The 25,692-nt window shown below is 72.1% G+C and carries 20 protein-coding genes; 14 read left to right on the top strand and 6 right to left on the bottom strand.

Features of this window, described 5'->3' with window-relative positions; translation table 11 throughout:
- The first annotated feature begins 61 nt into the window (after positions 1-61).
- Complete coding sequence (locus tag WMF20_RS48095; RefSeq protein ID WP_437608592.1) at positions 62-1,036, top strand: NADPH:quinone oxidoreductase family protein; 975 nt, start codon at positions 62-64, stop codon at positions 1,034-1,036.
- Positions 1,037-1,087: 51 nt separating this feature from the next.
- Here WMF20_RS48095 and WMF20_RS48090 read toward each other — a convergent pair whose 3' ends face one another.
- On the bottom strand, positions 1,088-3,253 hold the full coding sequence (locus WMF20_RS48090) for a glycoside hydrolase family 3 protein (RefSeq protein WP_437608590.1): 2,166 nt from the start codon (positions 3,251-3,253) through the stop codon (positions 1,088-1,090).
- A 394-nt stretch (positions 3,254-3,647) separates the two neighbouring features.
- Between WMF20_RS48090 and WMF20_RS48085 the strand changes: the two genes are divergently transcribed.
- Both WMF20_RS48085 and WMF20_RS48080 read left to right on the top strand, forming a co-directional pair.
- The gene (locus tag WMF20_RS48085; RefSeq protein WP_437608588.1) at positions 3,648-4,424 is read left to right on the top strand and encodes an OBAP family protein; all 777 of its coding nucleotides are present in this window, start codon (positions 3,648-3,650) and stop codon (positions 4,422-4,424) included.
- A 358-nt stretch (positions 4,425-4,782) separates the two neighbouring features.
- Positions 4,783-6,339: a hypothetical protein gene (locus tag WMF20_RS48080; RefSeq protein ID WP_437608586.1), complete on the top strand. Its 1,557-nt coding sequence runs from the start codon at positions 4,783-4,785 to the stop codon at positions 6,337-6,339.
- 36 nt (positions 6,340-6,375) lie between these two features.
- Here WMF20_RS48080 and WMF20_RS48075 read toward each other — a convergent pair whose 3' ends face one another.
- Positions 6,376-8,301 (bottom strand): fructose-1,6-bisphosphatase, encoded by a 1,926-nt coding sequence (locus WMF20_RS48075; protein ID WP_437608584.1) that lies wholly within the window; start codon positions 8,299-8,301, stop codon positions 6,376-6,378.
- 226 nt (positions 8,302-8,527) lie between these two features.
- Between WMF20_RS48075 and WMF20_RS48070 the strand changes: the two genes are divergently transcribed.
- Both WMF20_RS48070 and WMF20_RS48065 read left to right on the top strand, forming a co-directional pair.
- A complete protein-coding gene (locus WMF20_RS48070) occupies positions 8,528-9,829 on the top strand; it encodes a sensor histidine kinase (protein ID WP_437608582.1) in 1,302 nt (433 codons plus the stop codon).
- Positions 9,801-10,154 carry a response regulator gene (locus tag WMF20_RS48065; protein ID WP_129580545.1) on the top strand — a complete coding sequence of 118 codons (354 nt, stop codon included), beginning with the start codon at positions 9,801-9,803 and terminating at the stop codon, positions 10,152-10,154. Before WMF20_RS48070 ends, WMF20_RS48065 begins: the two co-directional genes overlap by 29 nt.
- A gap of 66 nt (positions 10,155-10,220) precedes the next feature.
- On the opposite strand, the gene WMF20_RS48060 is transcribed toward WMF20_RS48065, so the two are convergent.
- Positions 10,221-12,686: an acylase gene (locus WMF20_RS48060; RefSeq protein WP_437608580.1), complete on the bottom strand. Its 2,466-nt coding sequence runs from the start codon at positions 12,684-12,686 to the stop codon at positions 10,221-10,223.
- Between the two features lie 194 nt (positions 12,687-12,880).
- Between WMF20_RS48060 and WMF20_RS48055 the strand changes: the two genes are divergently transcribed.
- Together WMF20_RS48055 and WMF20_RS48050 are read left to right on the top strand one after the other, a co-directional pair.
- Positions 12,881-13,600: a hypothetical protein gene (locus WMF20_RS48055; RefSeq protein ID WP_437608578.1), complete on the top strand. Its 720-nt coding sequence runs from the start codon at positions 12,881-12,883 to the stop codon at positions 13,598-13,600.
- 172 nt (positions 13,601-13,772) lie between these two features.
- Positions 13,773-14,138 carry a VOC family protein gene (locus WMF20_RS48050; protein WP_437608576.1) on the top strand — a complete coding sequence of 122 codons (366 nt, stop codon included), beginning with the start codon at positions 13,773-13,775 and terminating at the stop codon, positions 14,136-14,138.
- A gap of 253 nt (positions 14,139-14,391) precedes the next feature.
- On the opposite strand, the gene WMF20_RS48045 is transcribed toward WMF20_RS48050, so the two are convergent.
- Positions 14,392-15,186 (bottom strand): hypothetical protein, encoded by a 795-nt coding sequence (locus tag WMF20_RS48045; protein ID WP_437608574.1) that lies wholly within the window; start codon positions 15,184-15,186, stop codon positions 14,392-14,394.
- Positions 15,187-15,432: 246 nt separating this feature from the next.
- Here WMF20_RS48045 and WMF20_RS48040 point away from each other — a divergent pair, with 246 nt between their 5' ends.
- The 3 genes from WMF20_RS48040 to WMF20_RS48030 all read left to right on the top strand — a co-directional run bounded on the left by WMF20_RS48040 (position 15,433) and on the right by WMF20_RS48030 (position 17,153).
- Positions 15,433-16,035, top strand: a complete 603-nt coding sequence (locus WMF20_RS48040; RefSeq protein ID WP_437608572.1) for a hypothetical protein — start codon at positions 15,433-15,435, stop codon at positions 16,033-16,035.
- Positions 16,019-16,285 (top strand): sigma factor-like helix-turn-helix DNA-binding protein, encoded by a 267-nt coding sequence (locus WMF20_RS48035; RefSeq protein WP_437617243.1) that lies wholly within the window; start codon positions 16,019-16,021, stop codon positions 16,283-16,285. The genes WMF20_RS48040 and WMF20_RS48035 overlap by 17 nt, the downstream gene beginning before the upstream one ends.
- Positions 16,286-16,634: 349 nt before the next feature.
- Positions 16,635-17,153 carry a hypothetical protein gene (locus WMF20_RS48030; RefSeq protein WP_437608570.1) on the top strand — a complete coding sequence of 173 codons (519 nt, stop codon included), beginning with the start codon at positions 16,635-16,637 and terminating at the stop codon, positions 17,151-17,153.
- Between the two features lie 626 nt (positions 17,154-17,779).
- Here the strand turns inward: WMF20_RS48030 and WMF20_RS48025 are convergent.
- A complete protein-coding gene (locus WMF20_RS48025; RefSeq protein WP_437608568.1) occupies positions 17,780-18,250 on the bottom strand; it encodes a hypothetical protein in 471 nt (156 codons plus the stop codon).
- A 197-nt stretch (positions 18,251-18,447) separates the two neighbouring features.
- Between WMF20_RS48025 and WMF20_RS48020 the strand changes: the two genes are divergently transcribed.
- The 3 genes from WMF20_RS48020 to WMF20_RS48010 are packed head-to-tail and all read left to right on the top strand — an operon-like array spanning position 18,448 to position 20,494.
- Positions 18,448-19,221: a helix-hairpin-helix domain-containing protein gene (locus WMF20_RS48020; protein WP_437608566.1), complete on the top strand. Its 774-nt coding sequence runs from the start codon at positions 18,448-18,450 to the stop codon at positions 19,219-19,221.
- 41 nt (positions 19,222-19,262) lie between these two features.
- The gene (locus tag WMF20_RS48015; RefSeq protein WP_437608564.1) at positions 19,263-20,339 is read left to right on the top strand and encodes a hypothetical protein; all 1,077 of its coding nucleotides are present in this window, start codon (positions 19,263-19,265) and stop codon (positions 20,337-20,339) included.
- Positions 20,336-20,494, top strand: a complete 159-nt coding sequence (locus WMF20_RS48010; protein ID WP_437608562.1) for a hypothetical protein — start codon at positions 20,336-20,338, stop codon at positions 20,492-20,494. Before WMF20_RS48015 ends, WMF20_RS48010 begins: the two co-directional genes overlap by 4 nt.
- A gap of 264 nt (positions 20,495-20,758) precedes the next feature.
- Here the strand turns inward: WMF20_RS48010 and WMF20_RS48005 are convergent, their stop codons facing one another.
- Positions 20,759-23,437 (bottom strand): serine/threonine-protein kinase, encoded by a 2,679-nt coding sequence (locus WMF20_RS48005; protein WP_437608560.1) that lies wholly within the window; start codon positions 23,435-23,437, stop codon positions 20,759-20,761.
- Between the two features lie 423 nt (positions 23,438-23,860).
- Here WMF20_RS48005 and ggt point away from each other — a divergent pair, with 423 nt between their 5' ends.
- Complete coding sequence (ggt, locus tag WMF20_RS48000) at positions 23,861-25,687, top strand: gamma-glutamyltransferase (protein ID WP_437608558.1); 1,827 nt, start codon at positions 23,861-23,863, stop codon at positions 25,685-25,687.
- The last annotated feature ends 5 nt before the right edge of the window (positions 25,688-25,692 follow it).

Raw genomic sequence — 25,692 nt, 5'->3', positions numbered from 1 at the left:
CCGCTGTCGGCCAAGGGGCGACGCCGGGGTCGCCCGGCGTTTCTGCTAAGGTCCGCGCACCATGCACGCCTGGCGCGGACACTCCTTCGGCTCCCCCGAGATCCTGGTCTGGGAAGGGGTGGACGACCCCCCGCTCGCCGAAGGGGAGGTCCGGATCGAGATCGCCGCCTCGGCGATCAACTTCCCCGACGTGCTCTTCACGGCAGGCGCCCATCAGGTCAAGCCGACTCCGCCGTTCATCCCCGGCTTCGAGGTCGCCGGCGTGGTGGTGGAGAGCCGCGCGCCGTCGCTGCCGCCGGGCACCCGCGTGGCCGCGACGCTGCCCGGCTCCGGGGGATACGCGACGCACGTGATCGCGGGCCCGCGCACGACGTACGCGCTCCCGGTCGGCATGCCGTTCGAGGACGCGGCGGCGCTGACCATCACGTACCAGACAGGCTACCTCGCGCTGCACCGGCGCGCCCGCGTCAGGCCCGGCGACACGGTCCTCGTGCACGCGGGCGCAGGCGGCGTCGGCAGCGCGGCGATCCAGCTCGCCAAGGCGGCCGGCGCGACCGTCATCGCGACCGCCGGCGGCGAGCAGAAGGCGGCGGTCTGCCGCGCGCTCGGCGCCGACGTCGCGATCGACTACCGGCGCGAGGACTTCGTCGCCGTCGTCAAGGAGCGGACCGCGGGCCGAGGCGCCGATATCGTCTTCGACCCCGTCGGCGGAGACGTCTTCGACCAGTCCACCAAATGCGTCGCCTTCGAGGGCCGGATCGTGGTGATCGGCTTCGCGTCAGGCCGCTTCCCCGCCGCGCGCGCGAACCACCTTCTCGTGAAGAACTACGACGTCCTCGGCTTCTACTGGGGCACCTACAGCCGCGCAGAGCCCGCCGTGACGCGAGCCGCGCAGGACGCGCTCTACGCGATGTACGGCCAGGGCGCGATCAGGCCGCTCATCTCGGCCGCGCTGCCCATGGCCGAGGCGAAGGCGGCGATGACGGCGGTCGCGTCCCGCGCGACCACCGGCAAGGTGGTGCTCATCACGAGGTAATGAGGGGCGCCGCCGCCGCTCCGGCGAGGGGCGGCGGCGCGGAGGAAGGGGTCAGTTGCAGGCGGTCCCGGTGGACTTCTCTTCGAGCGTGCCGAGCGTGTCCTGATCCGTCGTCTTCAGGCCGAAGCCGTAGGGGAACAGCGCCGTCTGGCCGTCGTTGCGGTTCACGCGCTGGCACTCGCTCCCGGGCCACGAGAACGAGAGCTTGCCCTGGAACTCCTGCACGCCGAACAGCACGTCGGCCACGCCGCCGCCCTCCGAGCCGGGGAGCCACGCCGCCACGAAGGCGTCGGAGGCGTTCAGCTCCTTGTTCACGTAGAGCGGGCGGCCCGACAGGAAGACCGTCACGATCGGCAGCGCCGGCGCGGCCTGGCGGATGGCCTTGAGCACCCGGAGGTCCTCGGGGTGGAAGAGCGCGTGCTCCAGCGTCTTCGCGTGATCGATGTTGTCGTCCGCGTCCTTCCCGGGCTGGATATCCCCCTTCATCTCCGCGTAGGGGGTCTCGCCGATCACCACGATCGCCGCGTCGAAGTTGCCCGAGGCGGCGGCGCCGTCGGCGCTCAGCGTCGCCTGACCGCCGCCGGCCGACACGAGGTCCTGGATTCCCTTGTAGATGGACGTGGCGCCCGGGAAATCGGCGTTCGTGTTCTCCGTGCCCTGCCAGGTCCGCGACCACCCGCCGGCCTGGTTCGAGATGCTGTCCGCGGACTTGCCCGCGACGAGCACGTTCGACGACGGCGCGAGGGGGAGCACCGAGCCCGCGTTCTTGAGGAGCACGAGCGACTTCCGGACCGCCTCGCGCGCGAGGTCCCGGTGCTCCCTGGCGCCGAGCACCGACTGCTCGCCCGCGAACATCCGCTGCGACGGGGCGCCCTTCGTCTTCTTCGGGCCGAGGAGCCCGGCCCGCATCTTGACGCGCAGGATCCTCGTCACGGCGTCGTTGACCCGATCCATCTTGATCGTGCCGGAGTTCACCTGGGAGACGGTGTTCATGTAGAACGCCTTCCAGTCGGTCGGGACCATGATCATGTCGACGCCGGCGTTGATCGCGGCCGCGCACGAGCTGTTCGAGCAGCCCTCCACCTGCCCGTGGCCGTTCCAGTCGCCGACGACGAAGCCGTCGAAGTGGAACTTGTCCTTGAGCACGCCGGTGAGCAGATCGCCCTTGCCGTGCATCTTCTCGCCGCGCACGCGGTTGTACGACGCCATGACCGTCTGCGCGCCCGCCGGGATGGCCGACAGGTAGCCCTGGGCGTGGATCTCGCAGAGCTCGGTGTCGCTCGCCAGGTTGTTCCCCTGATCATCGCCCTTGTCGGTGCCGCCGTCGCCGAGGAAGTGCTTGGCCGTCGCGATGACGCGCGCAGCGCCGAAGAGGTCGGCGCTGTTCGCCGCGCCCTGGATGCCTTGCACGACCCGGCCCGCATAGGCGTTCACGATCTCGGGATCCTCGGAGTAGCCCTCGTACGTGCGGCCCCACCGGTCGTCACGGACGGTCGCCAGCGTCGGGGCGAAGGTCCAGTCGAGGCCCGTGGCCACGACCTCCTTGGCCGTCGCGGCGCCGATGCGCTCGAGCAGACCGGGCTCGTTCGCCGCGCCGAGGCCGATGTTGTGCGGGAAGAGCGTGGCGCCGCGGACATTGTTGTTCCCGTGCACGGCGTCGATACCCCAGATGATCGGGATGCCCGCGTGGCCGCCCGACGTGTCCACCGAGGCCTTGTAGAAGGCGTCGGCGAGCTCGACCCAGTCCGCCGCCGTCGCGCCCTTGTTGCGGCCCGGCCAGGAGCCGCCGCCGTTCAGCACCGAGCCGATGTTGTACTGCTTGACCTCGTCCGGCGTGATCGAGCCGATCTCGGCCTGCACCATCTGGCCGACCTTCTGCTCGACGCTCAGCTTGCCGACGAGCTCGGCCACGGCCGCCTCGATCGCCGGATCCTTCGCGATCGCGCTCTCGACCTCGGGCCAGCCGCCGTCGCAGGGGAGGAGGTTCGCGCTGTCGCCGGCGCCGCTGCCGCCGCCGCCGGTGCTGTCGCCCGCGCCGGTGCCGTTGCCGCCGCCGCCGGTGCTGTCGCCCGCGCCGGTGCCGCTGCCGCCGGCGCCGCTGCCGGTGCCGCTGCCGCTCGTGCCGCTGCCGGCGCCCGCTCCGGTCGAGGAGCTGCTCGGATTGTCGGACGTGTCGTCCCCGCACGCGGCCGGCGCGATGACAACCGCCGCCGCCATGATCCATGTCGCATACCGTGTGAGGCGCATAGGTGCTCCCCTTTTTGTCGATGAGATGAAGGATGGGCTCCGAGGTGAACCGTGACAGTCAAGCAAAGCGTCGATTGGGATGAGCCCCGCGCGCCCTTGCGATACGCCCGAGCGAGGGTGGCGCGCTGGATGACACGGTGCGTCCTGGAACGCTCACCGGTTAACCATGGCCTGAGTCGCGCGGCAATACGTAAACACGATGGCGCGGCGCGGTAATTCACCCGTGGCAGAACGCCACGACCTGCGCAAGAGGGCCACGGCCCGCCCCGCGATCCGGTGGCGCGCGCTCTCTTGGAGGGTGGCCGCAGATTTGCAGGCTGCTTTTGCCGATCGCGCAGGCCGCATTTCCGGGGAGATCCTGACGATGGCGAGACGTCCTCACCTTGCGATTGCCGTGCTCGTGCTTGCTCCTGGGCTCTCCGCCGGCTGCGGCCAGGCGGACGCGCCGCCCTCGAATCGAGGCGCGCCGCCGGGACAGGAGAAGAAGATCGATACAAAGATCCTCGAGAAGGGCGCAGAAGCGCTCCAGGACCTGAGCCCCGTGCGGGCGATCGACCACTACCTGGACGGGTTCCACGTGATGAAGGAGGACCCGGACCATCACATGGAGGCCCATCATTATTGCAAAGGGATCAATGAAGAGTTCACGCAGTGTGTGATCTTCGACGGGAACACGGAGGACGCGAACATCATCGGGGTCGAGTACATCATCTCCGAGGCGATGTTCGAGGGCCTGTCCGAGGACGAGAAGCAGCGCTGGCACCCGCACAACTACGAGATCCTCTCAGGCCAGCTGACGCTGCCCGGCGTGCCGTCGGTGGCCGAGAAGGCGGCGCTCAAGAAGAAGATGAACAGCTACGGGAAGACGTGGCACATCTGGGACACCGGACACCTGGGGCACCCGGCCGCGCACAACCTCCCCGTCGGCCAACCGCTCCTCGCGTGGTCGTACAACCGCGATGGGGAGATGCCGGCCGCCCTCGTGGAGGCGCGCGACAAGCGCGCCGGGATCGACACCGCCGAGAAGCGGAAGGAGCGCGCCGATCTCGCGGCGATCGCGAACCCGCAGCGGGGCGTGGACGATCTCAAGTCCAGGTTCCCGAACGCGACGGGGGCTCCGGAGGGCGTCCGCGCGAAGTGACCGCGGCCGGGCGCGGTGGCCGTGCGCGCGGGCGGGCGAAGGCGTGCAGAAAGATTAGTACGTCTAACTATCTATGTCATTCGACGTCGCGCGACCCCTCTCCGGGCCATGAGGGCGCCGCCGCGCGCTCGGGACCGCGGCGGACCGGCGATCGCGAGCACGAACCGCCGCCACCCGCGCTAAGGCGAGCCGCCAGCCGAGCCCGGGTGCGAAGTTCCGCGGATTCAGCGGAAGCGTAATCCGCCGAGATGGCAATGCCAAAATCTTGCGTTCGCTGTCAGCGGCATTTACCCGCGACGCAGCGCATGCCTATTCTCCGCGCATGGTTTTTATTCCACGTACTTCCATTCGTCTGTTCATGACCACGGGCGCGCTGCTCGTCGCGCTCGCTGGGTGCGGTGACGACGATTCAGGGACGACCACCGGCACAGGGAGCACCGGCAGCGGCACCACCGGAACCGGAACTGGCACGGGGACGGCCGGCACCGGCGGTGAGGGCGGCACCGGCGGTGAGGGCGGTGAGGGCGGCGCGACCGGCACCGGCGGTGAGGGCGGCGCGACAGGCACCGGCGGTGAGGGCGGCGCGACCGGCACTGGCGGTGAGGGCGGCGCGACCGGCACCGGCGGTGAGGGCGGCGCGACAGGCACCGGCGGTGAGGGCGGCGCGACCGGCACCGGCGGCGATCCCACGACGGGTGTCGGTGGCGCGGGCGGCGATCCCACGACGACCACCACAACGAGCGCCGGCGTCGGCGGCGCGGGCGGCGAGTCCTCCACGGCCGCCGGCGCTGGCGGCGCGGGCGGCGATCCCACGACGACCACCACCACGAGCGTCGGCGTCGGCGTCGGCGGCTCGGGCGGCGATCCCACGACGACCACCACCACGAGCGTCGGCGTCGGCGGCTCGGGCGGCGAGTCCTCGACGGTCGCAGTCGGTGCGGGCGGCGCCGGTGGCGAGTCCACCACCGTCGCGGTCGGCGCTGGCGGCGCCGGCGGCGAGTCCACCGCCGTCGCGGTCGGCGCGGGCGGCGCCGGCGGCGAGTCCACCACCGTCGCGGTCGGCGCGGGCGGCGCCGGCGGCGAGTCGACCGCTGTCGCGGTTGGTGCCGGCGGCGCCGGCGGCGAGTCCACCACCGTCGCGGTCGGCGCTGGCGGTGCCGGCGGCGAGTCCACCGCCGTCGCGGTCGGCGCTGGCGGCGCCGGCGGCGAGTCCACCACCGTCGCGGTCGGCGCTGGCGGTGCCGGCGGCGAGTCCACCGCCGTCGCGGTCGGCGCTGGCGGCGCCGGCGGCGAGTCCACCACCGTCGCGGTCGGCGCTGGCGGTGCCGGCGGCGAGTCCACCGCCGTCGCGGTCGGCGCTGGCGGCGCCGGCGGCGAGTCCACCACCGTCGCGGTCGGCGCTGGCGGTGCCGGCGGCGATAGCGGCGCCTCCGCCGTCGGCGCTGGCGGCGCCGGTGGCGACGGCGGTGCATCGGCGGTCGGCGCTGGCGGCGCTGGCGGCGACACCGGCGCGGGCGGCGCGGGCGGCGACACCGGCGTCGGCGGCGCGGGCGGCGCTGGCGGTGGCGAGGGCGGCGCCGGCGGCGAGGGCGGCGAGGGCTCCGGGCTCACGAGCTGGGCGGACGACGTCCAGCCGATCCTCGAAGCGCGCTGCGGGGCCTGCCACACCACCCGGGAGCCTCCGCGCGGCGATTTCCGGGTCACCGACTTCGACACCACGCAGCTCGACGCGGGCCATGAGCTCTGCGAGGGGATGACGAAGGGCGAGTGCGCCCTCACGCTCATCCGCGCGGGGATCATGCCGCCCAACCGCGGCTGCACGGGCGACGAGACGGACGACAGCAACCCGCAGTGCCTGACCGAGGACGAGGTGCTCATCCTCGAGGCCTGGGTCACGGACGGCCAGCTCGAGTGATCCGTCGAGGCGCGGCGATCGCCGCCGCGCCTCACCTCACCTCGGTTGCTCCAGGAGCGCTCCGTCTCGATAGGCGACGATGAGCCGCTCCAGGATCTCGATCTCCCGCACCAGCTCCTCCCCCTTCTCGGTGTCGCCCACGCGGCGCTCGGCCTCGTAGACCTCCACGTCCGAGATCGCGGGGATGATGTCCTCCCCCGCCTCGACCGCCTGCTCGACCGACGTGAAATGGTGGTGCTGCGCGAGCCGCGCCCCGCTCGCCTCGAGCACGAGCGTGTACCCCTTGTCGCCGTAGGCCTCCGAGAACGCCCCGTCGATCGTCACCGCGCGGTGCGACGCCTTGATCGGCGACTCCCCCTGCTCGACCCGCACCGGCACGTGCCCGTTCACGATCAGCCCGCGCTCCTCGTCCAGCCCGAACTCGCGGCACACCCGGCCGCAGAAGCCGGCGTCGTGGATCAGGTGGAAATACGGGTTCTTCGTCTCCTTGTGCGTCCTCGCGTCGGCGACGAAATAAGACTCGAACGTCGTCATCCGGTCCTTGCCGAACATCGGCGAGAGCGGGCCGGTCCAGAGGTACCAGAGCATGTCGAGGTCCTCCTGCGCGCCCGTCCGGAATGCCCGGCGCACCACGCGCTCCAGCGCGTCGAACAGCGCCCTGCCGCGGCGAGGCTCGCCGTCGACCTCGAACGGCAAGAACGCGCCCTCGCCGTCCACCGGGACGCAGCCGTGGAAGACGAGCGCCCGATCGCGCCGCAGCCACGTCGTCCCCTGCTGCACCATCCAGCGCATCTGGCGCGACAGCGCAGCGCTCTTCGAGAACGACTCCTTGAGCAGCGCGACGCACGCCGCCTCCTCCGGCGTGAGCGCGTACGGATCGCCGGAATCGACCGTCGGGAAGCGCGCGTCGAGCAGCGGGTACACCTCGCCGTCGATCGCCACCGTGCCCGCGCGCGGGTCGATGCGGTGGAGCAAGCACCGGTGCCCGAGGGCATACTCCGGGCGCCGCCGGCAGAGCTGCCCCTCCAGCTTGAACTGCAGGACCGCCATCGCCTTCTGCATCCGCGCCATGAGCAGCGCGTCGCGCAGCCCCTCGCCCCGCACCGCGAAGCGCTCGGCCGGGTCGTCCGCGTAGGCGGTGCGCGCGAGGCGATCGACCGGCGCGACCGGGATGCCGAAGCCCTCCTCGAGCTGCGACAGGCGCCCGTACCGGAGCGAGAGGCGGACCACGGTGGCGATGAGCGCCTCCTGGCCGAGGCTGGCGCCCATCCAGCTCACGTCGTGGTTGCCCCACACGACCCGCGCCCGCGGCTGGCGCATCAGGTACTCGATCACCTTGTCCAGCCGCGGGCCGCGATCGCCGAGATCGCCCGCGACCACGAGCTCGAAGACGGTCAGGTTCCGGATGACGCGCGCCGTGGCGCGCAGGATCTCGATCTCGCGGCGATGCTGCACGAACGGGTCGATGAGCGCGTCGACGTAGGAGCCCTCGCCGAGGGCGACGCGCGCCGAGACGAGCTCTCGGAGCAGGCCGCGCATGTCGTCCGGGAACGCCTGCTCGACCTGGCGCAGCGTGTACCGCAGCGACAGCTCGCGGATGACCTCGACCTCGCGCGCGAGCGTCCAGAGCAAGAAGGCCCGCCGCTCCGCCTCGCCGCGGGCCGCGACCTTCGCGTAGCTCTCGCGAGGATAGTAGATGATCGAGAGCAACGCGCGCTTCTCGTCCGGCGTGAGCCGGTCGCCGAAGACGCGCTCGACCAGCGGCCGCAGGCTCCCCGAGGCGTTGTTGATGATGTGCTTCAGCTTCCTGTGCTCGCCGTGGACGTCGCTGACCACGTGCACCGTCCCCTTCGGGAGCGACAGGATCGCCCGCAGGTGGCCGATCTCGGAGAGCGCGGCCTCGGTCGTCGGATACCGGCCCGCGAGGGCGCGGAGGAGGGGCAGCTCCCGCGTGTCGAGCATGGCGCCGCAGCATAAAGCAAAGGCGCCGGCCGCCACACCAGGCGAGCGCGCCGCTGCGACGCCCGCGCGCCGCGCGGGAGCGGGCCGCCGCGCGGGAGCAGGACCGGGCCGCCGGGCTCGCTGTCGCGAGGGGAAACGCGGCGCCTGCGCAGCAGCGTTTCCCCTTGCGGCAGCGCGGCGCCCGATTACGCAATAACACCGGGGGCGCATGCAAGCGTCGAGAGCCATGGATCCCTGCCCGGCGGTGGGGCTCGACGAGGGTGATCCTGCCCGGGCCGATGGTCCGGCGCGGGGCGCCGGGCCCCTGCTTCGCGGGCAGAACCGGATTCTCCGGATGGTCGCGGCCGGAGAGCCGCTCTCCCAGGTGCTCGACGCGCTGATCCGGTTCATGGAAGCCCAGTCGGGCAAAGCGCTCTGCTCGATCCTCCTCGTCGACGACTCGAAGACGCACCTCCGCTGGGCGTCGGCGCCCAGCCTGCCAGAGGCGTACAACCAGGACGTGGACGGACTGCGCATCGGCGCCGTCAGCGGCTCGTGCGGCACCGCCGTCCACCGCAAGCAGCCCGTGATCGTGTCGGACATCGAGCACGATCCGCTCTGGGCGCGGGCGCGCGAGCTCGCGCTCTCCCACGGCCTCAAGGCATGCACCTCCGCGCCCATCCTCGACGGCCAGGGCGAGCCGCTCGGCACGTTCGCCTTCTATTACCGCGAGCCGCGCGCGCCGAGCTCACGCGATCTCGCCCTGCTCGCGATCTCCCGCGATCTCGCGGGCATCGCGATCGAGCGCAGCCGCAGCACCGCGCGCGTCGAGGAGGCGCTCCGCGCTCGGGACAACTTCCTCACCGTGGCCTCGCACGAGCTGAAGACGCCCATCGCCACCCTCCTGCTGCAGATCACCTCGCTGGAGCGGCTCCAGCGGGCGGCGGGGTCGATGCCCCTCCGGGAGATCGCGCCCAAGCTGGGCAATCTGGAGCGGCAGGGGAAGAAGCTCCTCAAGCTTGTCGAGCAGCTGCTCGACGCCACGCAGCTCCTGTCCGGCCGGCTCGAGGTCGAGCGCGCGCCGGTCGACCTCACCCAGACCGTGCGCGACGTCGTGGGCCGGCTCCTGGACGGGGTCGCGGAGGTCGCGCCGGAGGTCGAGATCCACGCGGAAGGCCCGGTGGTCTGCGAGGGGGACGTCTTCCGGATCGAGCAGGTGCTCGTGAACCTCCTGTCGAACGCGTGGAAGTTCGGCCGCGGGGCGCCCGTCGAGATCTCCGTCGAGCGGGGCGACAGCGCCGCGCGGCTGGTCGTCCGGGACCACGGCATCGGCATCGCCCCGGCGGACCACGCGCGCATCTTCCAGCAGTTCGAGCGCGCCGTCTCGGTGCGCAACTACGGCGGCCTCGGGCTCGGCCTGTGGGTGACACGCCAGCTCGTGGAGAGGATGCAGGGCCGCATCTCCGTGCAGAGCGAGCTCGACGCCGGCTCCACCTTCACCGTCGAGCTCCCCCTTCCCCATGAGCAAGTCAGTCCTGATCATCGATGACGACGTGGACCTGGCGACCACCCTGGCCGAGGCGCTGTGCGACCTCGGGTACGAGGCCACGCCCTTCTTCAGCGGGCGGGAGGCGCTCGAGCGCCTCCACGACGGCGCGCGGCCGGGGGTGATCCTGCTCGATCTGATGATGCCGAAGATGAACGGATGGAAGGTGTGCGACGAGCTCAGCGCGTTCCCCGGGCTGGAGGACATCCCCGTCGTCATCATGACCGCGGCGTCGAACATCAGGCAGGCGATGCCGCCGCACGCGCGCGAGGTCATCAGCAAGCCGTTCGAGCTCGACGCGCTGCTCCGGACGATCGACGCCGCGTGAGGCCTGCGCGCCGCGCCTCGGCGCCGCGCGCGCGAGCGGAGCCGCCCGCGCGCGCGGAACCGCGGGTCAGCGGCGCCCGGAGACCTCCTTCACGGCGAGCGCCGGATCGGCGGCGATCTCCTCCTGCGCGAACAGCGCGGGCCGCCACTCCTTGCGCGAGAACAGCTCGGTCTGATCCGCGAAATGGGGCGACTCGGGGTCGGTCGACTGCGAGTAGCTGAGCAGCGCCTCGGCGCGGGGGCCGCCGCTCGTGTGCTCGACGGCCATGACGAAGCTCGTGCCGAAGTTGATCGGATAGCCCGAGGTGGTGAGGCCGGTCGTCGCGGAGACGATCTCGCCCGTGTTGAGCCTGGGCAGGAGGGTGCTGTTGAGGCTCGCCGTGGAGAAGAGCACGACGTTGGCCACCCCTTCCCGGTTGGTGCCGCCGTGGATGGGGATGGCCTTGTCCTTCATGGTGAACTGGGCCTCGCCGAGCGGCGTCGTCGGGTCGAGCCCCGCCTTCGCGAGCGCGAGCGTCGCCTGGGCCAGCGCGACCAGGATCGGATCCGCGCCCTCGGCCGGGGGCTCGACCAGATCGCGCGGGGTCTCGATCGGATCCTCGGGGTCGAACGGCTGAGCGTAGAGCTTGCCCGCGTCCGTCATGTCCGGGGCCGAGAACCGCCCGAGCAGCTCTCGCCAGACGAGGGCGCCGACGCTCTCGAGGTCCACCCGGCCGTCCCACGCCGCGAGCGCGTCGCACGCGCCGCCGACGTCGACCGGCTCGCCCTCGACGTCGACCGGCGCCGCGCCGTCGCAGCGCTCGACCACCTGGGCGCGGAGGCGCTCCGCCGTCATCCCGCGGTTGCTGAGGATGGCGTCCTTGAGCTCGTCGCGCGAGAAGAGGCCGTCCTCGCCCGAGGCGCCGTCCTCGCCCTGCTCGGTGAGCAGGACGAGGTTCATGCGCGTGCGCGCCGAGATCGGGCTGCCCGGCGTGCCAAACAGCCTCGAATACCCGGTGATCGGCGCGGCGGGGTTCGCGAGCCACGCCGTGTCGTTGGCGTTCATGACGAAGTCGGTCCGCGAGAGAGAGGGGATGTCGCCCCACGGCACGAGCGCGCCGGCGCCCTGCGTCTCCACCCACTCATCCCGCTCCTTGCTCCCGTCGAGCAGCACGATGCCGGAGCTCGCGAGCACGCCGGTCAGCCCGTCCCGCGCGAGCGCGCCCTCGTAGGCGCGCACCGCCTCGGCGCTCAGGTGGGGCACGCGCGAGGCGTCCATGATCAGGGTTTGCCCCTCCGCGTCCACCGCGGTCGTGAACACGAACGGGATCCCGCGTGTCTCCTCGTGCACCCGCCGGAGCTCGTCGAGGCTCCTCGCGCGGTCCATCCCGAGCCACTGGTCGAGGGCGAGCCCGTTGTCCTCGTTGGCGTCGCGCAGGGCGAAGGCCTGCTTGGTGGACCAGCCGAGGACCGAGGCCCCGAGCATCGGGCCGTGGTGGCTCCGGTACATCACCCGCGAGACCTTCGCGATCGAGCCGTCGTCCCCGAGGACATCGATGGTGTGCTCGCGGCGCTCCATCGCCCGGGTCTCGCCCTCGTAGACGTAGGCCGTCGGGTCGCCCGGATCGAGGGAGAGCCGGTAGACCGTGAAGTGGTTGGCCGGAGAGACCGTGTGAGTCCACGCGACATGCTCGTTGAATCCGATGTTGATGATCGGCATTCCGGTCAAGGCAGCTCCGTAGACGTCGAGCTGCCCGGGGATGGTGAGGTGGGCCTCGTGGAACCGGAGCTCTCCCTCCCAGGGGAAGTGCGGGTTGGCGACGAGCATCCCCCGGCCGCCCTCGGCGCGATCGCGGCCGATCGCCCAGGCGTTGCTGCCGAGGTGGAGGCGGGTGAAATCGGGGAGCTCGAGATCGCGCGAGCGGGCCCGGTCGCCGGGGGCCTTCGCCCCCTCGCCGGACGCCCCCGCGTCCTCGTCCGAGGCCTTCGGCGGCGCGGCGCGGCTGAGATAATCGAGCAGCTGCAGGCTGCCGGAGAACATGTTGATGTGGAGGTAGTACGCGGCGAGATCGACGGCGCTGACCGGCTTGACCCACGCCGCGCCGGCGCAGGGCTCGGGCAGGCCCTGAGCGCCGGTGTCGGCGAGGTACTGGTTGTAGCCCGCGACATACCCGTCGAGGAGCGCCCTGCCGTCGGGGGACAGCCGCCCCAGCATGGCCTCGGCGCGGTCGACGACGCCGAGCGCGAGGTAGGTGAAATCGCTGTCGACGTTCGCGTCGTCCTCGCCGGGGCCGAACGTCTTCGCGCGCTCGCTCCGCACCTTCACGACCTGATCGGCGAGCGTACAGACGAAGTCGCGCGCCCCGGCATAGGCGAGACCGAATCCGATGCTGCCGATGTCCTCGGCGAGGATGTGCGGGACGCCGTGGCTCGTCCAGCGGATGGTGGCCTGATAGTCGCCCTGGCCGACCGGCCCCGGCCCCACGTCGGCATCGTCGCCGCACGCGGCCAGGAGACCGAGGCAGCTGAGCCCAGCAATGATTCTTTCGTACATGGATTCTCCCTAGTTTCGCGATCTGCGCCGAGGGAGAGATAGCCCACGGGGAGGCGGGGTGATGTGAAGAATTTCCCCTGTCTCTTTCTTTTGGCCTCCCTGTTCGGCGCCGCGCCCGCGGCGCTGCGCAGGCGAGCGCGGGGAGCGAGGGGCCGGGGCAACGCGCGTTGCGCAGGGCGCGGCGGGCACGGTTGATGAAGGCCATCGCGGCTGTGCAAGGCTCGCTCTCCAGTGGACCGGCCGCGCCCGCGGCGCCGCGCGCGGGCGGGCCGGCGCGCTCCGGCCGAGCCGTCGCCGCGGCGCTCCTCGCCGCCCTCGTGCTCGCGCCGGGGTGCGTCCGCGAGGCGGCGAAGGAGGCGACCCGCGGCACGCTCGAGGCGCTCGATCGCGGCGCGCAGGGCCGGTCCGCGCCCGCCGGCGGATCGGCCGAGGGGACGCCGGCCGAGGGCGCGCCCGAGCGCGAGCGGCCGCTCGTGGGGGCGGTCGTCCACGACGCGGTCCGGGCCGGCGCGGCGGAGATGGGGCTGCAGGCGGAGCGCCTGTCGCCGGTCATCGCGCAGACCAGCGAGGCGGTGAGCAGCGCCGTGGTCCAGGGCGCCCTCCAGCACGATCGGGCGCTCGTCACCCTGGTCGAGCAGGGCTCGGGCGCGGCGGCGAGGGCGGTGGCGCGCGAGGGGACGGCGGAGCTCGTGGAGCAGCTCGCCGGCTGCCCCGCCGGCGACCCGGGCTGCTCGAGCGCCGCGATCGAGCGCGCGAGCCGCGCCGCCGCCGCGGGCTTCGCGGACGGCCTGGGCAGGGCGATGCAGCCCTGGATCATCGTCCTCGCCTTCGGCGGCGGCTTCCTGCTCGCCGCGCTGATCGCCGTCGCCATCGCGGCCGTCGCGCGCCGGCACGAGCGCGCCGCCGCGCCCTGATTCGTGGCGACGCGCCTCTCCGTTCTCACCGGACCGCGGTGACAGGTGGGGTGGCCGAGGGACGTCGCAGCGCGCCTCGAGCGCAACATTCTCCAAGAACGCCCCGCGCTCCGTCGTTAGGGTCCCCCACGTGGAGGCCACCCATCGTGGGCCGTCCTCCGGAGGAGACATCATGTACGATCACATCGGCGTGAAGGTGAAGGACATCGACGCGAGCGTGCGCTTCTACACCGCTGCGCTCGCGCCGCTCGGCCACGTGCTGTGCTCCCGCGACGAAGCTTCCGCGAGCTTCGGCCCCGAGGGCGCGCCGGCCCTCTATCTGCAAGCGGACGACGGCTCCCGGGGCCCCGGCGCGCACATCGCCCTGCGCGCCGCGGACCGTGCCGCGGTCGATCGGTTCCACCGAGAGGGCCTCTCGGCCGGCGGCCGCGACAACGGCAAGCCCGGCGTGCGCGCGGATTACAGCCCCACGTACTACGCCGCGTTCCTGCACGACCCCGACGGCAACAACCTGGAAGCGGTTTGCCTGAAGCCGTAGTCGTTCTGCGCACGCACGGGGCGGCGCGAGTGCCCGCGGCGTCGCTCAGGGGAACGGCTCGTCGAAGCGATCGTGCAGCTCGCGCGCGGAGCGGAGGCGCCGCGACCCCTTGGGAAGCAGCACGTCCGGCGGAGGCGACGCAGATCCCCGGGACGGACCTCGACGAGCAAGGACTCGCGAGGTAGCGCCTTGCGATAGCGAGGTTGCTGACGCACGCGGGGGCGGCGCAGCCGCCGCGCCCCGGTCGCAGAGCTCATCGAGCGGTCCCCGGAGGTCCCTCCTGCGCTTTTGCTCCGATCAAGACGCGCAGATTGTCCGCGTAGCGCGGATCGTCGCCCCCGCAGAAGGGCAAGCCTCCCATCATGTCGTCCACGCTTTCGCCCACGACCGCACGATACGTCCCGCTCGCGTCGATGTCCCCCTCGTGGCCGTCGAGGATCGACGCGCCCGGGACGTCGTCGACCGAGAAGAGCATCCGCGCTCTGCGGCGGATCAAGCATTCGTCCTCGACCTCCACGGGGCATCCTTCCTCCGTGCCGGTCACCATCCAGATCGGCGAGAAATAGCCGTCGCCGGGCTCTGGCGTCTCGTATCCAGCTCGGAGGCCCCCCGCGAGCAGCGCGCCCGTGACCTCGGAGCCGGCGCGCACCACGAACCATTGGTTCTCGCCGAACTCCGGGTCGGTCCGCGCCGCCCGCAGGAACACGGGACCGCTCGAGGGAATGGCGCCGGCAATGCGGGAATCGGCGATGGAGAGCGTCACGCTGTGCTCGGCACCGTCGCCCTCCGTACAGCGAAGGTCGCGCGACGTCGGGGTGGCCGCCTCCACCTGGCAGGGCGCGGCGACGTTGTACAGAAAGTAACCGTTCGTCTCGCCCCGCCAGTCCTCGATCGTGAGCTCGAAATCCGCCGAGATCCCGGCCTGCCGGGGCTCGCACGCGGACGTCGGCTCCGGGCTCGTCGGGTCGTCGCCGTCGTCCGGGGTGACGGGTTGCGACGTCTCGACGGGACCACACGCGAACGCCATGCAGAGGGGGACGACCGACACGAATGCGAGAGCAGAAATGGAAGTGCTCCTCATGCGGCGGCATTCACGCAACCCGTGTGCCAGCGCGGATACGACAAGATCACGGCCTCTGGCGCCGGTCATCCCCCCGGCGTGGCCCAGGCTGTGATGCGGTGAGACGAACTGTGCCATTCCCTCGCGGCCGGACGACGGCATGGCTTGCCTCGGCCGAGCCGAGGATGCCCCGCGAGCTACGCCGGAGCGCGGCGGGCAGCGCACAAAGGCAAATTGGGCGCGCCGGTGCCGCGGTTCACCGAGGCGCGCATCGAGCCGACCGACCTGACCGAGATCGTCCCTGTGGAGCACCGCGCCGATCGCCGTCCCGGTCGTGACCGAGCCGGCCGACGCCCGAGCGAGGCCCGAGGTCGCGGTGCTGTCGGTCATGGCGCACGGGCAGAGCGCGGCCGGCCTGGCGATCGCGGTGGCTGCCCTGGGGCGCACGGGCAGAGCGCGGCCGGCCTGGCGATCGCGGTGGCTGCCCTGGCGGCCGCTGCCGGGCTGGATCAGGAGCAGCAAGCCCTCTACCTCGATGTGGTGCTATCCTCTCTGAACGAAGCAGCGAGGCGGAGCCTGGAGACGAAAATGAAGAGCGGTTACGAATTCCAGAGCGATTTCGCGCGCAGTTACGTGGCCAAGGGTCGGTTGGAGGGACAGCGGGAAGAGGCCGCGAGCGCCGTGCTGAAGGTGCTCGAAGCGCGCGGCCTGGAGATCCCCGCGGAGGTCCGCGAGCGCGTCCTCGCGAGCACCGACATGACCGAGCTCGACCGCTGGCTCCGCCGCGCCGTTCTCGTCGCCGACGCGAAAGCGCTCTTCGATACTACCAGCTCCTGACGTCTGGAACGCCCCCTGCCGGCACATCCGCGGGCCGCCCTCGCCTCCCTGCGCACGCTGGCTCAGGCGACCCGCGCTCGCGCCCGAGCATCGAACGCTGCTCCTCGATCGCCACGTCGAGGAGATCCCCATGGCGGAGATCGCCAAGCGACGCGGGCTCCCTCGCTCCACGGCCTACAAGCATCACGCCCGCGCGCTCGCGGCGTTGGTTGAGCTCGCGCAGCTCGCGCGCGAGGGCGAGCCGAGATAGCCAATCCCCGCTCGCCGGGCGATGCGGCGAGGTGCGCCTCGCTCTCCCGCCCCCCACCTCCCGCCCCCCACCTCGCGCCGCCGATGGCGCGCGTCGGTCCTCCGATGGCGCACGTCGGTTTTTTGCTGTCCCCCATCGCTCTCTCGATCCCTCACGTCGGTTTTCTGCTGCCCCACCTCGGTTTTTCGATGATCCACATCGGTTTTTCGATGATCCACGTCGATTCGTCGATGTGCTCCCTTGACAGGCGCTCCGACGATGCGCTTCTCGGGACATCGATACGGCGGCGTTCCGCCACATTGGTTGTTTTTCACCGCTCTACATCCATCCCATCAGGAGGTTTATCCCCGTGCCCACTCCGACCCGCATCGACACGGCAGAGCTCGAGCTCGCCACCGCCAAGGCCCGCAAGAAGATCGACGAAGCCTTCGCGCTCCTCGCGCCTTATCTCGTCGTGCTGAACGAGGCTGAACGCGCCGCCATCCCGCGGGCGCGGGAGGGCTTCGAGCAGGCGACGCGGTCGCTCTGCCGCGCGATGGCCGAGCATACGGCGGTGGCCACCGCGGCCGGCTTCTCTTCCGAGGCGGTCCTCGAGGACCTGAACAACCTCGACGTGATCAGGCCGCTCTTCGAGCGCGTCGAGGAGCTCCGGCAACGGCTCGCCGACAGCCGCCTCGCCTGGTCGGCGGAGGCGTGGAGCCCCTCGCTCGTCGCCTACGGCGTCGCCAAGGCCGCATCGGAGGTGAACCCCGCGCTCCGCACCGTGACCGCCCCGCTCGCGAAGATCTTCGCGACGCGCCGCGCGCGCGGCGGGGAAGAGCCGCAGCCGCAGCCGGCGCAGTCGCCCGAGACGCCGCCCGACGCGTGACCGCCGCCGCCCTCGCGGGTGACGCTCCGCTCCAGGGCTGTCCCTGAATTTGCAGCCAGCCTCGAACTCGAGGGGCAAACCAAGGGCATCGACGATCAGATGGATCTTGGCCCAGAGTTGCCTTTTCGTGCCTCCTCCCGGGGTCCAGGATGCGCGCCGGGTGACACCGGCACACTCGACTGACGTGGCCCTGAGCTTGCGTCGTCCCTACCATGCGAATGGTTCCGGCGGTTGCCGCCCTGATCTCTCTCCATGGAGTCGCTCTATGCGTTGCCTCTTGTGTCATGCACCCATCAGAAAATTTCGATGGGACGGAGACCGACACACCAACCAGCGATCCAGAAGCCAACAACCTGACATTCGACGACGAGACGGAGAATGGTCCCACGACCGAACCGGAGGCGATCGGCTCCTTCAAGATCATCCGCTGTAAAAGGTATGAGCACGGCGCCGAGCGCATGATGAAGTGCGCCGACGCAGGAATATCTTGCCCGGCAGGACGAAACACCCGTTCAAATCCAACGTCAAGACTGGACTACTGATGCAATGCAGAGCCCTCGGCCTGGCCAGCAGCTGCTGGTACTATTACGAAAACGGAGATATCTGTCGGTTCGTCATCGGGGTTCCTATTGTGTGCCGCTACGAGGGTGGAAAGCCTGATTGAGAGCGCGCACGTGGGACTCGGCAACCCGCGCGGCGCGCTTCCAGTCCGATCCGAACAGAGACTCCATGCACTGAAGAGCGAGCGGGCCGAGCTCGGGCGGCCGCCCGCCGCCCAAGAGGGCAGCGGAACCCAGTTCGCGGAGTCGCCGCATCCGCTCGACGTCTCCCGCGGTGATGGCTGTAGGCCCGTGCAGGCGACCGCGAATGTGCTCCAACATCGCCCCCTCGGCGGCGGTCAGGGTGTTTTCCCACGCCCCGGGATCCACCTGGAGATCGGCGTCACCTCGTTCGATCGCGTCGGCGAGGATGCGGATGTAGCCGACGGCGTAGAGCTCGGCCGTAGCCGCCCACTCGAGCAGATCCTCGTCCTCTTCGTTGAGCAGATCCTCTTCCTCGTCGTCGTCGTTGGTGAGGGGCTGATCCGGGTGAGGCATACCCGGAGTCTAGGGCCCGTCCCTAAATTCGTCGACGGCCGAAAAGTTGGGGATGCCTCATCGCCGACAAGGCCTACGACTCGAACGCCATCCGAGCGGGGGGCGCCGGCCGCTCGAGCTCCGCGCCGGATTGGCAGCCATGCCAGCTTTCGGCGGCCTTCCGTCGGCCCTACAAATCGGTCCGGGGAGGCTCGACCATGACCAAGAAGGCATCGCGCGAACCGCGCATCGATCTGAACACGGCAACGGAAGAAGACCTCATGGCCATCGAGGGCGTCGACGGCGAGCGGGCTCGGCTCATCATCGAGCACCGGAGCGAGCGCGGCCCCTTCCGGAGCTGGGAGGATGTGCACCAGGTGCCCGGCATCGACGGCGCGATGCTCGGCAGGCTCCAGCGCAGCGGCTCGCTGGGCGGCGCGGCCGAGGCGTCGGAGGGGGGCGCCGGAGGAGCGGCCGAGGCGGCTCCGGGCTCGGCGACGAGGCGGCGCTCCTCGGGAGGCGGCGACATCGGCGACGCGACGGCCCTGGAGCAGATCATGGGGCTCATCCTGCTCGACAGGGCGGCTGCCGAGGCGTACCGCGTGGCGCTCGGCGTGTGCAAGGCGCCGGAGATCAAGAAGCAGCTCGAGGGGTTCCGGGCGGATCACGAGCGGCACGAGCGCGAGCTCCTGGACGCGCTCGGCGCCTCGCCGCCGGACGAGGCCGATGAGCGCGGCCAGTGCATTCGCCGCTACACCGAGCTGTCGGCGCGCGAGGATCGGACGGCGCTCGTCGCCATGCGCGGCAACGAGGAGCTCACGAACGACGCCTATGCCTCGGCGCTGGCGAGCGATTTGCCGGAGGCGGTCCGACGGATGGTGGAGGCGAACTGGCAGGACGAGCGGCGCCACATCCGCTGGATCAACGAAGAGATCCGGACGCGCGGCTGGGAGCTCCCGGAGGTGCCGTCGACGCTGGCCGAGGCCGCCTGAGCGGAGTAAGCTCGCGGGAGCTCGGCTGAGCTTGCGCGGGAATGGCCTCTCGAACCAAGGGAACGCGCGGCGGTGCTCCTCCTCCGGGTGGCGTCGATGACGAGGAGGAGGTCGACGCCCTTTACAAGAAGCCGCTCGCCGACTTCACGCGCGCCCGGGACGAGCTCGCGAAGCGGCTGCGGCAAGCCGGGGACAAGGGCGCGTCCGATCGCGTGAAGGCGCTGCGGCGGCCGACCGCGGCGGCCTGGACCTTGAACCAGCTCGCGCGCCGCTATCCGCAGCGGATGGAGGCCCTGCTCGACGCGGGCGAGCGGCTGCGCGAGGCCCAGCGGGGGGCGCTCGGGCCGGGCGGCGCGCAGGGGCTGAAGGACGCGAGCCAGGAGCACCGCGCGATCGTGAACGAGCTCCTGCGGGCGGCGCCGGCGCTCCTCGCGGAGGGGGGCTATCGGGAGAAGGGCAATCCGATGGACCGCTTGCGGGACTCGCTGCTGGCGACCCCCACCGCGAGCCCGTCGGATCTGGAGCTGCTCGCGCGGGGGCGGCTGTCGGGAGAGCTCGAGCCGGGGGATCTCTCGGACATGCTCGGGCTGCTGCGAGGGCGGCCCTCCGAGAGGCCCGCCGAAGCCGGGACGGGCCGCGGGAGCAAGGGGGCGAAGGCAGAGGCGCCGTCGCGACGCCGGGGGCGCGCGGCCAAGGAGCCGCCGGAGCGGCAGAAGAGGGCGGGAGAGGAGCGCGAGGGGCGGCGCGCCGCGAAAGAGCGTGAGAGCGCCGCAGAAGAGCGCGAGCGCGAGGGGCAGCGCGCCTCGAAAGAGCGCGAGCAAAAGGCGCAGCGCGCCGCGAAAGCGCACGAGCGCGAGGGGCGGCGCGCCGCGAAAGAGCGTGAGCGCGAGAAGCAGCGCGCCACGAGAGAGCGCGAGCAAAAGGCGCGGCGCGCGGCCGAGGAGCGCGAGCAGAAGGCGAAGCTCGCCGCCGAGCGGCGGGAGCGGCTCGCGGCAGAGCAGCGCCAGCAGAAGGCGCAGCTCACGGCGGCAGAGAGAGAGAGCGGGATCAGGCGAGCCGCGAGGCATCGCGGGCTGCCAAGGAGGCAGATCGCCTCACGAGAGAGGCAGCCAGGATGAGCCGCGCCGCAGAGGAGGCCGAGGAGGCCGCACGGACCGCGAGGAAGCGCGCCGGCGAGGCGGAGCGAAAGGCGGCGGAGGCGCAGCAGAAGGCGGCCGATGGCGCGAGCCGCCTCGAAGCGGCCGAGGACAGGCTCGATCGGCTCGGGCGATGACGCCCTTATGGCTCTGATGAAGAGGATTTGAACCGCAGAGGCACAGAGGAGAGAGAAATAACCAATTCTCTCTTTCTCTTCCCTCTGTGCCCTCTGCGCCCTCTGTGGTTCAATTCTCTCACGAAACCAAGGGAGAGCCTGGGCAACGCGGCGCTCGACCGCCCTGCACGAGGAATGGCCCGGACGCCGGGAGAACCGAGCCCATCTCCTCGGCGCCTCAGCGGTTCAATCCCGCCTCGTCCGAGCGCCGCTCCCGGCGCCGCGTTACCGCTTCTTTCGCGGCTTCGGCGGGGCGGTCGGCTTGATATCGATGGTCGTGGCGCCCTGACACGGCACCTGCGCCGTCACACCCGCGCTGAGCCACTCGGGGAACTTCGTCTTGCCGGGCTTCCCGACGCGCACGAAGAAACGACCGCAGCGGATGACCAGCGGCTCGTTGACATCCCCCGCGTACTTGCCGGTCACATAGACGCCCCCCGGCTCGGGGAACCCCACCGTGAGCACGCCCTGTCCCTTGGGCAGGGTGGCGGGGTTGACCCCTTCCCGCCCCTGGCCGGCGGCCTCTTTCGCTGCGGCCTCTTTCGCTGCGGCCTCTTTCGCTGCGGCCTCTTTCGCTGCGGCCTCTTTCGCCGCCGCCTCTTTCGCTGCGGCCTCTTTCGCTGCGGCCTCTTTCGCTGCGGCCTCTTTCGCTGCGGCTTCCTTCGCTGCGGCTTCCTTCTCCTTCGCTGCGGCTTCCTTCTCCTTCGCCGCCGCCTCCTTCGCCGCGGCCTCCTTCGCCGCCGCCTCCTTCGCCGCGGCCTCCTTCGCCGCCGCGGCCTCCTTCGCCGCCGCCTCCTTCGCCGCCGCGGCCTCCCTCGCCGCCTCCTTCGCCGCCGCGGCCTCTTGCGCCGCCAGCTCCTTCGCGGATGGCGCCTTCCCCTGCGCCTTCGCGCCCGGCGCCCGCTTCGCGGAGGTCGCAGCGCTCGGCGCCGGCGCCGGCGCCGCCGTCGCCGCGGCGACGGGCTCGGCGGCCGGCGCCGCCTGCTCCACCGGCGCGGCGGCCGCCGGCACGGGCCGCTCCCGCCGCGCGACGTAGATCCACAGCGCCGCCACCACCGTCGCCGTGATCGCCGAGACCGCGATCGTCCCGGCCGGCGACAGCGAGCGCGGCGCCTGCCAGCCCATCGTGGGCGAACGCTGGCGCCGCATCCCCGGCGGCGGCGACGACTCCGCCGGAGGGCCGCGCAGGCCCGCCGCGCTCGGATACGGCACGCCCCCGGGCGGCGTCCCGCCCGCCGTGCGGTCCACGGGCACCGCCACCCCGGGCGGCGTCAGGCCCGTCGTGCCCATGGGCACCGTCACCCCGGACGGCGTCACCGGCGAGGCGGACGGCGGCTTCGGCGGCGGCGGCGCGAAGAACGCCGGCGTGAGATCCGCCGGGAGCGCCGGCGGCGGACCGAAGCGGATCGCCTCCGGGATCGCCGAGATCGACGGCCCGAAGCGCACCGACGGAGCGCCGGTGCCCGGGATCGTCGCGTCGTCCTCCTCGAACACCGGTTCCACCTCGGGCAGCGTCGCCGGCCCGCCCCCCGCAAGCACCTCCTCGGCCGCCGCCGCGTCGCGCTCCGCCGCGCGCTTCGACGCCTCGTACAGCCGGCCGAACGTCTCGCGATCCGGCAGCGCGGGCTTCCGCCCCTCGGCGCCCTTCACCCCGACCGCGGTCGGCAGCGCCGCCGCGACAGGCGTCGGCGGCGCTTGAGTTGCCGGCGCCGCCGGCACCGGGATCGTGATCGGCTCGGGCCCCGGCGCGCGGGCCGACCTCTTGCCGTCCGGGCGCGTGGCCGCCGCCAGCGCCTCGGTCGGCGCCGGCGCGGGAGGCGTCGTCCCCGCCCGCGCGCCGCCGGGCCGGAGCCGCGCGGCGCCGCCCTCCCTCCCGGCCTGATCCTTCGCGAACAGATCCTTCGCGAGCCGCTTCGCCGCCTCCGCCGCGGGCCGCGCGGTCTGCCCGCCCTTGCCCTTGACCGGGATCGTCGGCCGCCGGTCCTCCTCGGGATCCGCGTCCTCGATCTCGATCGTCGCGTGCGCCGACTGCACGCGCGTCACGAGCTCCGCCTTCCCCTTCTCCGGGCGGGCGACCTTCGCGAGCGTCTGCTCGATCTCCTGAGTGGTGGTCTTCCGCTCGTCCGGCGACAGCGACAGCGCCGTGTCGAGCAGCGCCACGACCGGGCGCGGGATCTCGGGGCGGATCGACGCGATGCCAGGCGGCTTGGTGCCGTCCGCCGGCGGCCGTCGCCCCGAGAGCAGCGACCAGAGCAGCAGCCCCACGCCGTAGATATCGGCCTTGACCGTGACCCGCTCGGCGCGCACCTGCTCGGGCGCCATGTAGCCCGGCGCCCCCTTCACCACGCCCGCGATGGTGTCCGGCGTGCGCCCGAGGATCTTGCCGATGCCGAAGCCGGTCAGGCGCACCTGCCCGTCCCACCCGATCACGATGTTCTCCGGGTGGAGGTTCCGGTGAATCACCGGCGCGGGGCTGCCGTGCTCGTCGGTCAGCCCGTGCGCGTGCGCGAGCGCGCCGGCGATGCAGTGGACCAGGTAGTAGACCGCCGCGTCGGCGAGCTTCTGCTGCCGCGCCGCGAGGTGCTGGAGCAGCCGATTGAGGTTCACGCCCTCGACGTGCTCGAGCACGAGCACGAGCCGGCCGTCGTGCTCGAAGAAGTCGAACATCCGCACGATGGCCGGGTGGTTCATCGACGCGCAGATCGACGCCTCGCGGGCGAGCTCGTCGGCGAAGCGCGGATCGCCCTCGGCCGTATTCGGGACGAGCTTCAGCACGCAGACGCGGCGAAACCCGAGCGGGCCGTCCAGCCGCCCGAGATAGACGCTGGTGGGCCCAGAACCGGCCAGGCGCCGGAGGATCTTGTAGGCCCCAATCGTCTCGGGAGCGGGCTCCGTCGGAAACATCCGGGGCCGATCATACCCAAGCGCGGCGAAGCCCCCAAGCCAACGACCAACACGGCTCGCTTCGCGGCGCCGAGAGGCGTCTCCGGGCGCCTCGGTAAGACGCCCTGCTCCACGCGCCCTGTACGGCGCGTCGCTCTCCCGCTCGCGGGAGAGCGGTACAGCTGATCAGCAGAAACCCGAACAGCTGTGACGGATTACGGGGCACGCTCCGCCGCGCGCGCCGGCGCGGCGCGGAGACCCGCGGAACGCGCGCACCCCGGGCGCGGCGCGCCTCCGCGCCGCGCCGGCGCGCGGAAGCGACGCCGCGCGATCCACGCCGCCCCCGCGCGCGGCGTGTGGAGAATCCGCGACCGCGCGGTCGCGCTCGCGCGGCTGCGCCTCCGGCCTTCGAGCGGCGCTGGGCCTGGGTTATAAGCCGCCGCGATGAAGCTCCGCGCCTTTCATCGGCTGCTCGCCGTCGTCCTCCTCGCCGGCTGCGAGGCCGCCGTCCCGCCGCCGCCCGCGCCGCCCCCGCCCCCGCCGCCGAGCGCCGCCGCCTCGGCGCCCGCGCCGACCGCGCCGGCCCCTCCAGCCGCGCCGGCGTCGCGGTTCCCCGCGGGGTGGCCTTACCCCGAGGGCGCGCCGCCGGTGCGGGGGCCCTCGATGGTCTCCAGCGACGCCGCGCTCGCCACGAAGGTGGGCGCCGACGTCCTCTCCGCCGGCGGCAACGCCGTCGACGCGGCCGTCGCGACGGCGTTCGCGCTCGCCGTGGTGCACCCGACGGCGGGCAACCTCGGCGGCGGCGGGTTCATGGTCGCGCGCCTCGGCGACAAGGAGCACGCGCTCGACTTCCGCGAGACCGCGCCGGCCAGGGCGACCCACGACATGTACCGGGGCAAGGACGGCAAGCCCACCGAGAGCTCCCGCGTCGGCCACCTCGCGCCCGGCGTGCCCGGCAGCGTCGCCGGGCTCTGGGAGGCGTACGACAAGCTCGGCTCCAAGAAGAAGACCTGGGCCGAGCTCATCGCGCCAGCGATCCGGCTCGCGAAGGAGGGCTTCCTCGTCGACGAGAACTTCGCGACCACCGTCAAGGCGGCCTCGGGCAAGCTCGCGCGCTTCCCGGCCTCGGCCGCGCTGTTCCTGCCGGGCGGCGCGCCCATCCAGGTCGGCGCGACCTGGAGGTCGCCCGAGCTCGCGGCGACGCTCGAGCGCATCGCCGAGAAGGGGCCCGCCGGCTTCTACGAGGGCAAGACCGCCGAGCTCGTCGTCGCCGAGATGCGGCGCGGCAAGGGCATCATCACGGCCGCGGATCTCAAGAGCTACAAGGCGAAGTGGCGCGAGCCGGTCGTGTTCGAGTACCGCGGGCGCCGCGTCGCCTCCATGCCGCTCCCCTCGTCGGGCGGCCTCGCCCTGGCGATGATCGCGCACCAGCTCGATGGGCTCGACGTCGCGAAGCTCGGCTGGCACTCGCCGTCGCACGTGCACGTGGTCGCCGAGGCGATGCGGCGCGTCTTCATCGCGCGCAACGAGATCCTCGGGGATCCCGACTTCGTGAAGAACCCGGTGGAGGAGCTGCTCTCGGTCGCGTGGGCCGAGAAGCAGCGCGCCACGATCGCGCCGGACCGCGCGACCCCGACCGACGAGCTGACCCGCGGCGCGGGCGTCAAGGACTCGGGCGGCCGCGGCCCGCACACGACGCACTTCTCGGTGGTCGACGCGCAGGGCAACGCCGTCGCGCTGACCACGACGCTGAACGGCTGGTACGGCTCGGGGGTGACGGTGACCGGCGCGGGCTTCGTGCTGAACAACGAGATGGACGACTTCGCCACCGTGCCCGGCACCGCGAACCAGTTCGGCCTCGTGCAGGGGGAGGCCAACGCCGTCGCGCCCGGCAAGCGCATGCTCTCGTCGATGTCGCCGACGATCGTGACGGGGAAGGACGGGCGCGTGGAGCTCGTGCTCGGCGCCGCGGGCGGCCCGACGATCCTCACGGCGGTCTTCCAGATCCTCTCGAACGTGGTCGACTTCGGCTTCGACGTGACCACGGCGGTCAACGCGCCGCGCTTCCACCAGCAGGACTACCCCGACAAGCTGATCGCCGAGACCGGCGGCTTCCCCGACGACCTGCGGCGCGCGCTCGGCGCGATGGGCCACGTCATCGACGAGCGCGGGCACATCGCCGACGCGCCCTCGATCGGCCGCGAGGGCGCCGCGTTCGCGGGCGCGCGGGAGCCGCGGCGGCCGGGCTCCGAGGCGGCGGCGGGGAAGTAGCCGGC

This window comes from Sorangium sp. So ce834 (genome assembly GCF_051521425.1).
Taxonomy (GTDB): domain Bacteria; phylum Myxococcota_A; class Polyangia; order Polyangiales; family Polyangiaceae; genus Sorangium; species Sorangium cellulosum_D.
This window is presented reverse-complemented; position numbering and strand designations above follow the sequence as displayed.

What these genes read in the sequence shown, in the direction of transcription:
- WMF20_RS48095 (WP_437608592.1), top strand. Translation starts at nt 62, where the DNA reads ATGCACGCCTGGCGCGGACACTCCTTCGGCTCCCCCGAGATCCTGGTC.
- WMF20_RS48090 (WP_437608590.1), bottom strand. Translation starts at nt 3,253, where the DNA reads ATGGCGGCGGCGGTTGTCATCGCGCCGGCCGCGTGCGGGGACGACACG.
- WMF20_RS48085 (WP_437608588.1), top strand. Translation starts at nt 3,648, where the DNA reads ATGGCGAGACGTCCTCACCTTGCGATTGCCGTGCTCGTGCTTGCTCCT.
- WMF20_RS48080 (WP_437608586.1), top strand. Translation starts at nt 4,783, where the DNA reads ATGACCACGGGCGCGCTGCTCGTCGCGCTCGCTGGGTGCGGTGACGAC.
- WMF20_RS48075 (WP_437608584.1), bottom strand. Translation starts at nt 8,301, where the DNA reads ATGCTCGACACGCGGGAGCTGCCCCTCCTCCGCGCCCTCGCGGGCCGG.
- WMF20_RS48070 (WP_437608582.1), top strand. Translation starts at nt 8,528, where the DNA reads ATGGATCCCTGCCCGGCGGTGGGGCTCGACGAGGGTGATCCTGCCCGG.
- WMF20_RS48065 (WP_129580545.1), top strand. Translation starts at nt 9,801, where the DNA reads ATGAGCAAGTCAGTCCTGATCATCGATGACGACGTGGACCTGGCGACC.
- WMF20_RS48060 (WP_437608580.1), bottom strand. Translation starts at nt 12,686, where the DNA reads ATGTACGAAAGAATCATTGCTGGGCTCAGCTGCCTCGGTCTCCTGGCC.
- WMF20_RS48055 (WP_437608578.1), top strand. Translation starts at nt 12,881, where the DNA reads ATGAAGGCCATCGCGGCTGTGCAAGGCTCGCTCTCCAGTGGACCGGCC.
- WMF20_RS48050 (WP_437608576.1), top strand. Translation starts at nt 13,773, where the DNA reads ATGTACGATCACATCGGCGTGAAGGTGAAGGACATCGACGCGAGCGTG.
- WMF20_RS48025 (WP_437608568.1), bottom strand. Translation starts at nt 18,250, where the DNA reads ATGCCTCACCCGGATCAGCCCCTCACCAACGACGACGACGAGGAAGAG.
- WMF20_RS48020 (WP_437608566.1), top strand. Translation starts at nt 18,448, where the DNA reads ATGACCAAGAAGGCATCGCGCGAACCGCGCATCGATCTGAACACGGCA.
- WMF20_RS48015 (WP_437608564.1), top strand. Translation starts at nt 19,263, where the DNA reads ATGGCCTCTCGAACCAAGGGAACGCGCGGCGGTGCTCCTCCTCCGGGT.
- WMF20_RS48010 (WP_437608562.1), top strand. Translation starts at nt 20,336, where the DNA reads ATGAGCCGCGCCGCAGAGGAGGCCGAGGAGGCCGCACGGACCGCGAGG.
- WMF20_RS48005 (WP_437608560.1), bottom strand. Translation starts at nt 23,437, where the DNA reads ATGTTTCCGACGGAGCCCGCTCCCGAGACGATTGGGGCCTACAAGATC.
- ggt (WP_437608558.1), top strand. Translation starts at nt 23,861, where the DNA reads ATGAAGCTCCGCGCCTTTCATCGGCTGCTCGCCGTCGTCCTCCTCGCC.